This is a genomic window from Bacillus sp. BPN334, from assembly GCF_008368885.1.
In the GTDB taxonomy this organism is placed as follows: Bacteria; Bacillota; Bacilli; order Bacillales; family Bacillaceae_G; genus Bacillus_A; species Bacillus_A wiedmannii.
The window spans coordinates 1-14189 of record NZ_QOZW01000007.1 but is presented as its reverse complement, the minus strand read 5'-3'; the positions used below and the strand labels follow the sequence as shown (position 1 = coordinate 14189).

Genomic DNA, 14189 nt, shown 5'->3' with positions numbered 1-14189 from the left:
AGTTAGCTAAAAGTATAATATGATATTTCCCCTTGCAATCTATTGTAAGGACTTCATTGCCCTATGTCTATTTAACAGCAAATATAAAAACTCCATTTTAAAAAAATGGAGTTTTTATTATTACTTAATTTTTACGATTATTTTTCCTTTTGCTCTTCCAGCCTCTGAATATTCCATTGCTTTTTGAGCATCTTCAAAAGGGAAAACTCGATCGATTACTGGTTTGATTTTTCCTGCCTCAATATAATTTGCGATAGTGCGTAATTGATCGCCGCTTGGCTTCATAAATAAAAATGAATATTGCGCATTATGATTCTTTTCAAGTGCAGTAAGTTTTCTACTTGCTAATGAAAATAAGAATGTTTTAAAAAATCCTGAACCAAACTCTTTACCGAAACGAGCATTTGGCATTCCTGAAACGGAAACAATGTTGCCGCCGCTTTTTATAATATTGAATGATTTTTCAAGTGTTGTCCCGCCGATTGTATCAAATACTGCATCATAATCTTTTAGTATTTCTTCAAATTTTTCTGTTTTGTAATTAATAATTTCATCTGCGCCAAGAGACTTTACTAAATCGGAACCAGCTTCACTAGCAGTTGTTGTAACAGTGGCACCCATTATTTTTGCTAACTGAATTGCGAAAGTACCAACACCACCAGATCCAGCGTGAATTAATATTTTTTGTCCTTTTTGTAAGTGCATGATGTCATGTAGTGCTTGATATGATGTTAAGCCAACGAGTGGAATCGACGCCGCTTCCTCAAAACTTAAATTCTTTGGTTTTAAAGCTATATCATCTTCATGAATGGCTATATATTCCGCGAAAGTACCGATTTTATTTTTTCTTGGACGTGCATATATTTCATCACCAACTTTAAAACGAGTCACTTTTGATCCAACTTTTACGATGACACCGGAAAAGTCATTACCAAGGATTAGGGGCATTTCATATTTAAGTAACATTTTTACTTTTCCATCCCGTATTTTAAAGTCAATTGGGTTAATACTAGCTGCATGAATTTCTGCGAGCACTTCATGTTCATTTATTTCAGGAGTAGGTACCTCTGCCATACGCATAGGAACTTTTCCATACTTATCAATTATCATTGCTTTCATTTCTTATACCTCCACATTTCAATAAAAGTCGTGCAATAGCTTTTCAATATCCAGTACAAGATTTTTTAATACACCTAATTTTGTACGTATATCAATATAATAAAAATTTTTTGTACCTTCTTTTCGCATTAAAATAATATCGGCTTCTCGTAAAATTCTAAGGTGATGTGATACCGCTGGTCGAGAAAGGTGTGTTTGTTTCGTAATTTCTCCTACACGTAATCCGGTTTGACATTCCGTTTCCATGAGAACTAACAAAATAGCTTGACGTGTTTCATCGCCAATTGCCAATAATACTTTTTGAGAATCAATAAAATCTTTTTTTATAACATTTAATTGTTCTTGTTTATTCATTTCAATCACTGTACCTCCTGGTAATTAGTCGAAAGGTTTAAGATGATGAACCATTACATCGATACGGTAATGCTACATGATTGTTGTATGAGCTGCAATATTGGGAAAGAAAATCGAGACGAATGAAATTTTATGTGTTGAAAATGGTAGGGGATAGAAAAGAATAGCATATTAAAATGGATGAAGTTTTAAAAATAAAAAATGATTTAATAATACGTTGTTTATAAATGATAGAGGGTAAGGATTTTTAAAAAATAAGCGGTCGTAACCCCTTATAACTTTACAGGGTTACGACCGCTTATAATGTTTTTATTATTTTGGTGTTTACTAAAGTGAGTTGTTTCGTTTTACTCTTTCATACATGCATAATGCAAGCAGATTATTGATATATGAAAAAGTAAAAGTAATTTGGGGCGTAATCTATCTATATGATAATTTAAAATGAAATATAAGTCTATATCTTTGTTGTTTTTTTGATTATATTTATGTCACTGAGCTCAGAACAATGATATGGAGGGTAAATTTATGAAATCGAATTACGTACCAGTTTTAATTGTTGGAGGAGGATTATCAGGATTAGCATCTGCGCTATTCCTTGCAAAACATAACGTGGATTATTTACTGGTTGAAAGGCACCCGTCTACTGCAATTCATCCGAAAGCAGGTGGAATCACTTTTCGTACGATGGAGTTATTTCGAGAATTAGGTTTAGAACAAAGAATTAGATTGGCGGGTAAAGCGTTAGAAAATTGCCGAGGAAGAATAGCAGTTCATACAATAGCTGAGGTGAATAGTGAAGAATTGGCACAAATGAGGGCGAATCAGTATGGAAACGATGAGAAGTTACTTCAAAAAATAGAAGAGATTAGTCCATCAAAACAAACGGCTTGTTATCAAATTATTTTAGAAGAGATGATGTTACAAAAAGCGAGAACATTAGGCGGAGAATTATCTTTTTATCATGAATTAGCTTCTTATGAACAAAATGAGCACGGAGTAATAGCGACGATTCGGAATCGTGAAACGGAAGAAGAAAGTATTATTCATTGTGACTATGTAATTGCAGCAGATGGGGCAAAAAGTAAAATACGTGAGCAGCTAGGGATACGTACTGAGGGAAGAGGTACAATCGGTGGCTATTATATGAATATTTATTTTGAAGCGGATTTAAGTGAGTTTATACAAGGAGATGCATTTGGTTTTTCTATGGTACTTCATCCGGAAGTTCTTGGTGCGCTTATTCCAGTTGATAACGCAAGAAGATGGATTTACCATGTATCCTACGATCCATTAAAAGGAGAGCGACCAGAGGATTTCACTATAGAACGTTGTAAACAAATTATTCAAACCGCAATTGGAAGCACAAATGTTGAGTCAGAAATAGTAAGTGTTTTACCGTGGGAAGCGACTGAAAGTACTGCTACAAAATTTCAAGATAATCGCATTTTTTTAGTTGGCGACTCTGCACATATTATGCCGCCAACTGGAGGGTTTGGTTCAAATACAGGAATACAAGATGCGCACAATCTAGCTTGGAAATTAGCGGCTGTTATAAAAGGGAAGGCAAAAACCAAATTGTTAGAAACATATCATGAAGAGAGATATCCTGTTGCAAAATTAACGACGGAGTATGCGAGTAGTTTATTGTTCCGTGCTGCGAATAGAGAAGAAGGTAGTTTGAATAATATGGATGGTTTAGCTGTAACTGTCGGGTATCAGTATTGTTCAAAAGTAATAATAGATGACCCAGCTACTCCACATAGAATGGATATCATAGATTTGAACGGAAGACCTGGAACGCGAGCACCTCATTTTTTTGGAATGTATGAAGGGGAGAAGGTTTCTATATTAGACTTATTCGGTAACAATTTTGTATTACTTACTGAAGTAGAAAATAGTTCTTGGGTTGAAGCTGTATTTGATGTTTCATTTAAATTAGGAATAATTATTAAAATGTATCGAGTAGGGGTAAGTGGAGACTTTATTGCTCAAGAAAATGTTTTTCGTGAATTATATGGGATAGAGAATGAAGGAGTTGTACTAATTAGACCAGATGGCTTTATAGGTTGGCGTTCGGAAAAAGCAGTGGTAAATCCAGCTGTAATGCTGGAGGAGGTAATGAGTAATTTATTATGTGATTTTTAAGTAACTACGGAAGTATTGTTTTATATGCTTCATTTTACTGGAAAAATAATATTCACAAATATTAATAGGTTTGGTATGATTAATTTCGACAAGTTAATCGAGGCCGGAGATATTTGAGATAAGCCATAAATTTATTTAGGGATACAGAAGTGTCCTCTAAATAATTTATGGCTTTTTTTATTGAACGAACAGTAAACAGTAGGGGGTTACATGTAAAAGGAGGGATAAAGAAAATAAATAGTATAGTAATAACATAGGGGAATTATATTTGTAAGATTGGAATTTTAATATAAACTTATAAAAATAATAAAAGTATATCTTCTATTTCGTGTAAATCTCATTAACTTGTTGAAATTTGCAACGTAGGAAGGGTTAGAAGGATGAGAAAAATTATTAGCGTATTAGTTATTTTCTTTACGATGGGAAGTGTTTTTGCTGGGGGAGCTGTTCATGCGAAAGTAGAAGGGAAGCATGAATGGAATACGAATAAATTTTTAAACATTGCACATCGTGGAGCAAGTGGACATGCACCGGAGCATACTTTTGCTTCTTATGATCTTGTGAAAAAAATGAAAGCGGATTATTTGGAGTTAGATATTCAATTAACTAAGGATGGCCAATTAATTGCAATGCATGATACAGCAGTTGATCGTACTACAAATGGAACAGGTGAAGTACGAGATAAAACGTTAAATGAAATAAAGAGCTTAGATGCTGGATCTTGGTTCAATAAAGCTTATCCAGAAAAGGCTAAGCAAGAGTACGTTGGTCAAAAAGTTCCGACTCTTGAAGAAATCTTCCAAAAGTACGGTAGAAGCATGAAGTATTACATTGAAACAAAATCACCAGATGTGTATCCAGGAATGGAAGAGAAATTGTTAGCATTGTTAAATAAATATAATTTAGTAGGTCAAAACATGTCATCTAGTCGTGTTATGATTCAATCATTTAGTAAAGATAGTTTAACAAAGATTCATAGTATGAATAAAAATATTCCGTTAGTTCAACTGCTTTGGTATTATCCAAATGAAAACAATGAGATTGTTGAATGGTCTGGTATTACACATGAACCGAAAAGTGTAACGAATGATGATTTTCAAGAAATTAAAAAGTATGCAGTTGGTATTGGACCGAACTTACGTAATGATAACGGAGAACTAATTATTGATGAGTCATATATGAAAATGGCTAGGAAAAATGGATTGTTAATTCACCCGTATACAATTAACGAGAAACAAGATATGAGATTATTAATTAAATGGGGTGCTACAGGAATGTTTACAAATTATCCTGATCGATTACATAGTGTGCTAAAGGAAAAATAAATAGGTGAAAAGGTATACCGTTGTTTTGGGTATACCTTTTTCTATTATGCTAGATTATAGTAGTAGGATACATATTCCTCTAAACCTTGAACTTCTTTTTCAGGTGGCTCAATGCCGTCTTTTCTACCGTAGCAAACATTTCTCAAGTATTCTCCAAAAATCATAGAGCGACTCTTTTCATCTTCCATTCAATTATATCTATTCATTATAAACTAACCATCGAAACTTGTATCAAATGTATATGGGATACAAGTAATAGTTTTAGGTAGATGTTTTTTTAATACTCTATATTGCCGACCAGCTCCTAAACTTTTGCATACAAATAGTAGCCGATTAATCTTTGTGAAATCAAAAATCTTTTTCGCTTCAATTACATTAGCAATAGAATGGAGGGAGTTTGTCTCGAATAGGATAGCGTCTTTTGGTACGCCATGTTCAATTAATTTATTTACAATTACTCCTGCTTCTGACAATTCCCCGTAATTCCAGCTCGGATGCTTCATGCCATGCAAACTAGTACCACCTGTAACGATAATTTGCTTTCCTAAACCTTGTTGATAAGCTTTTAGTGGAGTTTGCCAATTGCCAGAATGAGAACCGCCGAAAACGAAAATGGCATCACATTTTTGTGGTGTTATTTCTTTTAGAAAAGTGATTTCTGTAATTTGGTAGATTTGTTTTTTCGTAAGAGTAGGGACATCAGGATATTTAGGGATTACCATGTGAAAACCTCCTATATAGTAAAATGATAAATTCATTATATAGCGATTTTATTAAGTGGAAAAAGGGAAGTTTTTCATTTGAAAGTACCCCTTTTAAGATAATTCTCCAACAAACCAAATCTCTTTTTCATCGATTGCATCCTCATCATAAATGACTTCTTCAAAGTGCAATGTTTGGACAGTAGGACAAATTGAAATTCCCCATGTCTTCCAAAAATCAGACTCATTTGAAAGAGGAATCCATTTTTGAAATTCATTATTTCTATTGAAAAAATTTTGAAAGTAGTCATCGTTTTTAAATACGATAATTTGCGATCTCCATAAATTTTCTATAGAAATTAAAACAACAACTCGATATGTATGTGTATCGCTCGGTTTTATTTTTATTAAATGCTGTGCTTGATTTAATAAGGTTTGTATACACAATCGTTTTACTTTGCTAGGTGTTTTACATGAATTGATAAAAGCTTGAGAAACTGGTAATAGCATATACCAATATTCATCGTCATAGAAAGCAGAAGGGAACGTTTTTGTATGTTCTTCAATTCGCTTTATCATCGTATTTGTTTTACGCTTCATCCCACGTATTTTCTTTTCACGCATTGTGAATCATCTCCATAAATTTTTGTAATGCAGCTGAGTAATATAGATCTTTTCTAATAATAAAAGTAGTAGGAACTTTTTTGAATCTATTTGGTAAAGGATTGAATGATAAGTTATGTGCATGATCATTTAAAATAGATTTCATCATAATTGCTACGCCCATATTTGATTTTACACATGCGAGTATCGCTTCAATTGTTCCAAACTCTAATACTCGTTTAGGTGAGATTCCTACTTCTTGAAGCCAGTCTTCTAATAAACTTCTATAATAGCAACCGTGACTAAAAGCGAGTAAATTCATATCTTCTATGTCTTTAAGAGAGGGTAAAGGTTTTTTACTAATGAGAACTAATTCTTCTTCACGAAATACACTTGTATGAAGTTCAGCGTGCTGAGTAGAGCCAGCTATAAACGCTCCGTCTAGTTTTCTTTCTAACACTAGCCTAATTAGTTGTTCGGTCGTATTTGTTTCTAAAATCAATTCGACTTTTGGGTGTTTCTCATAGTAGGCCGTTAATATAGAGGGAAGCCTTACCGCAGTTGTAGATTCTGTACATCCAATTTTCAACGTGCCCTTTGGCTCAGTTCCATTACTTTGAACCGCTTTTATAGATTGATCCATTAAGTGGATAATTTGTTTAGCGTATGTTAATAAAATTTCACCGTTAGAAGTTAAAGTTACACCTTTTCCGTTACGGTAAAATAAAGGCACACCTAATTCATTTTCTAGTTGTTTCATACGCATTGTTACGCCGGATTGTACATAGTTCAAATTTTTAGCTGCGTGAGAAATATTACTTTCCTTCGCAACTTCGTAAAATACAGTTAAATCTTTTATGTCCACGTAGTATCCCTCCGAAAAGGTATCATTTTTTTTGATGGATTATATAATGAATCTTTATTTTATATGATATCAGAACTTTCATACAATGGAAGTGGATGGAGGGATTATTTTGTTAATCAAAGAAAGGATGAATAGAAATTATAAGTGGATGATGTTAATTGTTGCGACGATTTCTCAAACAACAGCGACACTTATAACGTATGGTGTTGGAGTTTTGGCGTTATTTTGGAAAGAAGAATATGGACTTACGAATACGGAGAGTGGATTGTTAGTAAGTGTTGTAAATATTGGACCGCTATTTTGTATGCTGTTTGTCGGTCGGCTACTTGATCAATATAATGAAAAATTATTAATTTCTATAAGTTCATTTTTGCTAGGAGGTTCGCTTTTACTAACTAATATAGTAAATGGATTTAATGGACTGTTATTTGTACTTTTATTAGTAGGGATGTTTTATAGTGTTTCCCAGCCAGGAGGAAGTAAAGTGATTTTAAAATGGTTCTCAAAAGAAAATCGTGGATTAGCGATGGGAATAAGGCAAGCTGGTATACCGATTGGTGGTGCTTTAGCAGGAGTATTAATCCCTTTTCTTACAATACAATATAATGTGACTTACGGGATAAATAGTATGGCATGCATTTGTATAATTGGAGGTTTATTATTTTTTATGTTTTATAAAGAGCCATATGTTCAGGAGGAAGTAAGGAAAGAACATATTAAAATTTCTTTTTGGACGCAGCTAAAAGTAGTGATATGCAAAAAAGAGTTGTATCCAATTTATATAACGGGTATTTGCATGATTTCATTGCAAATGGTGTTAGTTGGGCACTTTTAGTAAAGGAACAATCTATCACATCTATTGTAGCTGGAACCGTATTTTCAGTGATGTTCTTTTCTGGAATGATTGGTCGTGTTGCATTAGCAGCTATTAGTGATTTGTTTTATAAGGGGAATCGGCGCATACCTTTATTTATAGCTGTCTGCGCTTCTATCGGTTTGATTCTATTGGTAGTAATGTGCATACATACAGTAACGAGTGGAGTATTGTATGGTGTAAGTGCATTGTTAGGCTTCTTTTCAATTGGATGGTTTAGTCTTTTTATCGTCAAAGTTGCTGAATTGGCAAGTGAAGAATGTGTTGGAATAACAGTTAGTTTGGCACTTACATTCAATCAAATTGCGATTGTTGTTGCACCTGTTTTATTTGGTTATATTGTAGATGAAAAAGGCTATACGTATGCGTGGTTATGTATAGTGTTATTACTATGTATCTCGGCAGTGAGTTTATATAGTAAAAACAAAAAATAAAAGAAAGTTAGTAATGTAAATTTTATATGAAGAAAATCTAAAGAAATGCCGAATGTGCGACATTTCTTTTTTATATGTTGTATAATCAAAAGATAAATGAGATTCGTTTTCAATGACGTTCATTGCCTCTTTTGAAATTACCTGTTACTTTAGCCATAATGAGTTGTTTTTCTGTATCGTTATGTGCATGATTTATTTTGTTTAAAAATTTTTCAGCATCATTTCCTTTTAACACTTTAATTTGTTTTCCGTAATATTCAATTAAAACTATGTTATTTTTTGTTACTTTGTAATGGAACATCATATCATTTAAACGATTGCGTTTATCAGTGTTTTTCATCGTAACAACTCCATTTTTTAGTATGTGGAACAAATGTTACATAAGCTGTTGAAATTATAGTAGGGTGTATCCGATTGTAAGGTGGAAATTTTGCAAGAAAGAAATACAATAGAGAGTAGCCAAAAACTGAATATGAGAAAAAGGAATCTAGTTTAAATAGGTGAATAATAGATAGGTAGTATTATAAAATATTTGAAAATTAAAAGATATAGAACAAAATGGATGTACGTTAATTGAAACTAGATAAAAGAGGGTTCCTAGTATGTTAAAGAAATGGTTAATCGTTTTCTTTATTTTTGCTATTTTTTGTGGGAGTGTCGTTGCACTAATACATGCACATAAAGGTAAGAAATATGATATAAAGGCATTTTCTAATGTAAATAGTAAGCAAAAGGACGATATGCAAGAAGTTGATGCAAATGAGAAAAAGCGCTATGAAGTTGCAGCTGGAAAACTAGATCAATATTTAAAAGATAAAGGATTTAATGGGAGTGTTCTTGTAGCTAGTAAAGATCATGTAATTTTACGAAAAGGTTATGGATATGCGAATGTGAAAGATAAAGTAGTAACAACGCCAAGAACGAAATATCGCATTGGTTCTATTACGAAAACAGTCGTTGCAATATCTATTATGCAGCTAAAAGAAAAAGGGAAATTAAATATTGAAGACAATGTAAATAAGTATATTCCATCATTTCCGGCAGATAAAAACATTACGTTACGAAATTTGTTAACACATACGTCTGGGTTGCCAGATCAGGGACAAGGTAGGGTTGATGCGGCGTCACGATTAAAGTTAGTAACGTGGATTGGTGCACAAAAATTGCAATTTCCTGCAGGGACTGGGTGGAAATATACAGATTATAATTATATGGTGCTTGCGTATATTGTAGAAAAGATATCGAATAAACCGCTCGCTGAATATGTGAAAGAAAATATTTTTACGCCTGTTGAAATGCATGAATCTGGAATGGGTGCAACTCTCCCTGAAGATATTTTTTTAGCAGAAGGTTATACGAAAAAAGAAAACGAGTTAATAGCTGCGCCTCGGTTAAAAATGAATTGGCTGTATGGGTGTGGTGAAATGTATACGACTGTTGAAGATATGAAAAGATTAGATGAGGCTATTATGGATGGAAAGTTGATTTCTAAACAAAGTGTATCAGATATGTTTACTGCATCATCTGTAAGAAAATATGGATTTAGTTTCTATACTAATCCAGATTATTATCATAATCATGGTGTATTAGCTGGTTGGAATACATTTAATAATTTTAATCGGGATAAACGAACGTTTGTAATATTATTCTCTAACGTACAAAATGGTATGAATGATACGTTTAATCAGGAGTTTAGGAAAATGGCGAATGATTTAATAGAAGGAAAATAATAATTTTAAAAGTCGGTATTGATATGTAATTATCAATACCGACTTTTTTTATTTAGTCATGTTCTATTTGCTGACTAAGTAGGTGAGAAAGGTGGTTGATATTTGAATAAATCTATATAGGTAGTTAAATGATATGAATGTAAAGGATAATTGGTAATTTTTACGTTGCAGAAAAAGCTTGAGCTTCACACTATGTGAAACTTTACAGTATTGGAGATAGGAACAGGAGGTTGAAAAAATGAAAAAAGTAGTAAAGTTTTGTTTAATAAGTGTATTATCCACAACGATTATTAGTGGTTGTTCTTTTGAAGGTGGTAAAGAAAATGTAAAAGGCAAAGAGAATGGAAAAGTAGAGGTACAGAAAAAAGTTGGGAAATATACGATGCTAGATGAAAAAGATAAACATGAAGGTACATGGCTGCAATGGCCTCATGAATACACATATGGTGAAGAGTATAAGCAGGAAGTTGAACCGATTTGGGTTAAGATGGCAAGCTCTTTAACTGAAGGTGAAAAAGTCCACATTGTTGCATACGATGAGGAGGAGAAAGAGCGAATTAATAAGCTTTTAATAGATAAAGGACTGAATATGGATAAAGTTGATTTCTTTATCGCCCCTACTGATGATGTATGGGCAAGAGATAGTGGACCAATTTTTGTTTATGACAATAATAAAAATCTTAAAATATTAGATCCAGCATTTAATGGTTGGGGGAAGAAAACTCCTTATAAAAATGATGCTCGTATTCGTGAGAATGTTAGTAAACAATTAGGGATCGAAAGAATTGATTGGGGAAAATTTGTCCTTGAAGGCGGCGCAATTGAATTAGACAGCAACGGTACAGCATTATTAACCCGGAGTGCTGTAACGAATAAAAATAGAAATCCAGATTTATCAGAAAAGGAAATTGAAAAATATATAAGTGACCTTGGGGTAACAAACTTTATTTGGTTAGACGGGGTGCCTAATTTAGATATTACTGACTTTCATATTGATGGTTTTGCTAAATTCCATGGTAAATCTACGATTGTAACGATGAAAGAAGATGACCTAGCCGAATGGGGTTTGTCAAACAAAGATATGGATACGTTGTTAGATGCAAAAAATGCGTCAGGAAAGAAATATAAGTATGAATACTTACCGCTTAGTAAAGATAAAGTTGCTTTAGAAAATGGAAAAGTTCTCGATTATAAAGGATCGTATATCAATTATTATATTGGTAATACTGTGGTGTTGGTGCCTAATTATAATGATCCGAATGATAAAATCGCAAACGATACGATTCAGAAGTTATACCCAGATCGTAAAGTAGTTGGTATTGATGTGAGAGAGCTGTATAAAAATGGTGGCATGATTCATTGTGTTACACAGCAACAACCGATTCAATTGAAATAATCGATTGAAATTCAGCAACCTTCCGACAAAATAGGTACATTGTTACCTTTATCTATTTTGTCATGTTTTATTTTTCGCAAAAAGGAGCAAGGGCATTGAAAGGAATAATATTAACTAGTTTCATAATGATAGGGCTGATGATTCTATTATTCAATTTCATACTTTCCTATTTAAAATACTGTCAAGAGTCAATTTTTCGCTCAACCACGGCTATATATTTTTTATATAAATATATAATATTTCTCCGTGCTATAATCCATTCATGAAATGTGCACGTTTCGAAAATTGTTATGAAAAGAGAAATAGTTGGCATAGTGAAATTAGTTATTTAACCATTATTAAAAAGCGAGGTAAATATTATGGAACAAAAACATAATGGAATTATTTTTACTGCAATACCAGATAAATCAAATGAGTATTATCGACCATTTTATGAAGACCTGATTTATTTTAATGAATACTTAAATGAAAATAAAGCATGTACTGATCAACTTGTTTCTTTATCTGTTGAAGAGCAAGGCTTTCATACAAGCTTTTTTGAGTATGATGATATTTGGTTAAGGGATGTTGCGCCAGTTGTAATAAATCATTTAGTTAAATTTAAATATCAACCAAATTACTTACCGAAAGATCAATGGCGATATTTAGATCAACAATTTAATAAATGGTTGAAAAAGAACGACTTTGAATATGTGAAGTCTCCATTGATATTAGACGGTGGAAATCTTATTTGGAATAAAAAAGATACTGTTATATTAACGGAACGCATATTTGATGATAATGATGATTGGACGGAAGAAGAAATTATAGAGCAACTGGAATGGGATTTGGATGTGAGCCGCGTTATTATTATTCCTGCTGAAGAAGGGGACGTACTTGCGCATGCAGACGGAATGGTTAAATTTATTGATGAACATACGATGTTTATTAGTGATTTTTTAGGAGATCATGAATTTAGATATAATGTTCAAGAGGTTATTCAAGAGCAAATGCCAGAAGCTGAATTTATAGTTGTTCCATCATCATATACAGAAAAGGGACAATATGATCAAGAAATAGCATCGGCAAAAGGGTTGTATATAAATATGTTAGAAACATGTGATACGATTTACGTTCCTAAGTTTGGATTAGCTAAAGATCGGGAAGTGTTACGATATATTCAAAAGCATACGGAGAAACAAGCTATTCAAATTCATGTAGGAGAAATATCGACAATGGGAGGCGCAATAAATTGTTTAACGTGGTATTGTCCTCATCATTTGTTACCTTCAAAAATGAAAAGATTGAACAATCAGAATGAAGATTTTTCAGTTAGGAAGATTTTTGATTGGTTTTAAAATAAGCGTATAAGAAAATGTATTCAAGGGGTAAGTATATGTATACAATTACTGAATTTTCGCGGATTTGTAAAATGAGTACACGGATGCTAAGGCATTATGACAAAGAGGATATATTAAAACCAGCATATGTGAACCCGGAAAATGGGTATAGATATTATGAGCAAGGGCAGTTAGAAATAGCGTTGAAAATAAAAAAGTTAAGGGAGTATAAGTTCCCTCTACCGAAAATTAAAATCATTCTGCAGTCGTCAGATCAAGATTCATTTATTAAACATATGCAAGCACAAATTATAGAGTTATCTCATGAAGTAAAACAAAATTTACAGGTTATTTCAGAAATGAATGAAATGGTAAATATGAATCATGCTTTAAATACTGCTTGTCATAGAAATTACGATATATTTATTGGAATGAGAAATGAAATAACAGTAATTGCTCAAAGACTGCAAATAAATATAGATGATATGGATGATTATTTTTATGACTTATATGAAAAAGTACAAAAGCATAACTTACAAATAGTTGGTTCGCCCTCTACGGTCTTTTATGATGAAGAGTATATTCCAAATGAAAGTGATGTTGAATTAAGGATTCCGGTCATGCATGGGAACAATAAAGATATAGTACAAAAATATGAAATAAAAAAATTAAATCCACATCAAATCGTTACTACTATGCATTATGGAAGTTATGACTATATAGGCTACGCTTATATTGCGTTAGAAAAATGGATTGAAAGAAATGGTTATGTAATAGATGGTTCACCATATGAGGTCTACGTAAAGGGTAACTAACTGTTACGATTTATTTAACCAATTATAACGAAAGTTAATTAAATATATCAGTAAGCCCTGCTAGTCAAGTGATTGGCTAGTAGTGAGGGTTAACTGCGGGCAATCCCTAAAGCTGATTGAACTACAACGTGGCTAGAAATGGCGAGCGTGAATGTCGCGAAAGCAGAAAAAATCAATCAGATGGTGCAAGGTTAAATCCTAAACATTAGAACAATGGGTCTTCCGCCTCGAATCATCTAAGTCAAAATGGATAAGATGAACGTTCAACGACTATCTCGTATAACTGACGAGAGTACACCACAAGCCTATGGTGGTGGAAAAATCCTCTATCTCTAAAGAGATAAACATATAGTCTGCGCTCATGTGAAAACATGAGAAGTTCATAAGAGAACTGGCTAAGGAATTGCGCCCTTAGTTGAACGAGATACATTTAATTAAATCTATCAAACCTCATTGAACCTATCGAACGTATGTGCTACGATAGATTTAATGAGGTAAGAATAATAATG

The 14189-nt window shown here is 32.9% G+C and carries 11 protein-coding genes and 2 pseudogenes; 7 read left to right on the top strand and 6 right to left on the bottom strand.

Features of this window, described 5'->3' with window-relative positions; genetic code table 11:
* Positions 1–120: 120 nt before the first annotated feature.
* Both DN393_RS10905 and DN393_RS10900 read right to left on the bottom strand, forming a co-directional pair.
* Complete coding sequence (locus DN393_RS10905) at positions 121–1119, bottom strand: NADP-dependent oxidoreductase (RefSeq protein ID WP_064476910.1); 999 nt, start codon at positions 1117–1119, stop codon at positions 121–123.
* Positions 1120–1137: 18 nt separating this feature from the next.
* On the bottom strand, positions 1138–1482 hold the full coding sequence (locus tag DN393_RS10900) for an ArsR/SmtB family transcription factor (RefSeq protein WP_064476909.1): 345 nt from the start codon (positions 1480–1482) through the stop codon (positions 1138–1140).
* Between the two features lie 516 nt (positions 1483–1998).
* Between DN393_RS10900 and DN393_RS10895 the strand changes: the two genes are divergently transcribed.
* A complete protein-coding gene (locus DN393_RS10895) occupies positions 1999–3618 on the top strand; it encodes an FAD-dependent oxidoreductase (protein WP_064476908.1) in 1620 nt (539 codons plus the stop codon).
* Positions 3619–3998: 380 nt separating this feature from the next.
* Complete coding sequence (locus DN393_RS10890; protein ID WP_064476907.1) at positions 3999–4943, top strand: glycerophosphodiester phosphodiesterase; 945 nt, start codon at positions 3999–4001, stop codon at positions 4941–4943.
* A gap of 44 nt (positions 4944–4987) precedes the next feature.
* Here DN393_RS10890 and DN393_RS10885 read toward each other — a convergent pair.
* The 3 genes and pseudogenes from DN393_RS10885 to DN393_RS10875 all read right to left on the bottom strand — a co-directional run bounded on the left by DN393_RS10885 (position 4988) and on the right by DN393_RS10875 (position 7112).
* Positions 4988–5665 (bottom strand): annotated as a pseudogene (locus tag DN393_RS10885) (YdcF family protein).
* Between the two features lie 93 nt (positions 5666–5758).
* On the bottom strand, positions 5759–6268 hold the full coding sequence (locus DN393_RS10880) for a DUF3916 domain-containing protein (protein ID WP_098112117.1): 510 nt from the start codon (positions 6266–6268) through the stop codon (positions 5759–5761).
* On the bottom strand, positions 6261–7112 hold the full coding sequence (locus DN393_RS10875) for a LysR family transcriptional regulator (protein WP_098112116.1): 852 nt from the start codon (positions 7110–7112) through the stop codon (positions 6261–6263). Before DN393_RS10875 ends, DN393_RS10880 begins: the two co-directional genes overlap by 8 nt.
* Before the next feature lie 85 nt (positions 7113–7197).
* On the opposite strand from DN393_RS10875, the pseudogene DN393_RS10870 reads away from it, so the two are divergent.
* A pseudogene (locus DN393_RS10870) lies at positions 7198–8420 on the top strand (MFS transporter).
* Positions 8421–8529: 109 nt separating this feature from the next.
* On the opposite strand, the gene DN393_RS10865 reads toward DN393_RS10870, so the two are convergent.
* Entirely contained in the window at positions 8530–8760 is a 231-nt protein-coding gene (locus tag DN393_RS10865) for a hypothetical protein (RefSeq protein WP_064476904.1), read from the bottom strand.
* A gap of 262 nt (positions 8761–9022) precedes the next feature.
* Here DN393_RS10865 and DN393_RS10860 point away from each other — a divergent pair, with 262 nt between their 5' ends.
* The 4 genes from DN393_RS10860 (at position 9023) to DN393_RS10845 (ending at position 13680) form a co-directional block, all read left to right on the top strand.
* Entirely contained in the window at positions 9023–10150 is a 1128-nt protein-coding gene (locus DN393_RS10860; RefSeq protein WP_149173491.1) for a serine hydrolase domain-containing protein, read from the top strand.
* Between the two features lie 238 nt (positions 10151–10388).
* Positions 10389–11546 (top strand): agmatine deiminase family protein, encoded by a 1158-nt coding sequence (locus DN393_RS10855; RefSeq protein ID WP_149173490.1) that lies wholly within the window; start codon positions 10389–10391, stop codon positions 11544–11546.
* A 359-nt stretch (positions 11547–11905) separates the two neighbouring features.
* The gene (locus DN393_RS10850; protein WP_103655099.1) at positions 11906–12883 is read left to right on the top strand and encodes an agmatine deiminase family protein; all 978 of its coding nucleotides are present in this window, start codon (positions 11906–11908) and stop codon (positions 12881–12883) included.
* A 38-nt stretch (positions 12884–12921) separates the two neighbouring features.
* Positions 12922–13680, top strand: a complete 759-nt coding sequence (locus tag DN393_RS10845) for a MerR family transcriptional regulator (protein ID WP_103655100.1) — start codon at positions 12922–12924, stop codon at positions 13678–13680.
* Positions 13681–14189 lie beyond the last annotated feature (509 nt).

What these genes read in the sequence shown, in the direction of transcription:
- DN393_RS10905 (WP_064476910.1), bottom strand. Translation starts at nt 1,119, where the DNA reads ATGAAAGCAATGATAATTGATAAGTATGGAAAAGTTCCTATGCGTATG.
- DN393_RS10895 (WP_064476908.1), top strand. Translation starts at nt 1,999, where the DNA reads ATGAAATCGAATTACGTACCAGTTTTAATTGTTGGAGGAGGATTATCA.
- DN393_RS10890 (WP_064476907.1), top strand. Translation starts at nt 3,999, where the DNA reads ATGAGAAAAATTATTAGCGTATTAGTTATTTTCTTTACGATGGGAAGT.
- DN393_RS10880 (WP_098112117.1), bottom strand. Translation starts at nt 6,268, where the DNA reads ATGCGTGAAAAGAAAATACGTGGGATGAAGCGTAAAACAAATACGATG.
- DN393_RS10865 (WP_064476904.1), bottom strand. Translation starts at nt 8,760, where the DNA reads ATGAAAAACACTGATAAACGCAATCGTTTAAATGATATGATGTTCCAT.
- DN393_RS10860 (WP_149173491.1), top strand. Translation starts at nt 9,023, where the DNA reads ATGTTAAAGAAATGGTTAATCGTTTTCTTTATTTTTGCTATTTTTTGT.
- DN393_RS10855 (WP_149173490.1), top strand. Translation starts at nt 10,389, where the DNA reads ATGAAAAAAGTAGTAAAGTTTTGTTTAATAAGTGTATTATCCACAACG.
- DN393_RS10850 (WP_103655099.1), top strand. Translation starts at nt 11,906, where the DNA reads ATGGAACAAAAACATAATGGAATTATTTTTACTGCAATACCAGATAAA.
- DN393_RS10845 (WP_103655100.1), top strand. Translation starts at nt 12,922, where the DNA reads ATGTATACAATTACTGAATTTTCGCGGATTTGTAAAATGAGTACACGG.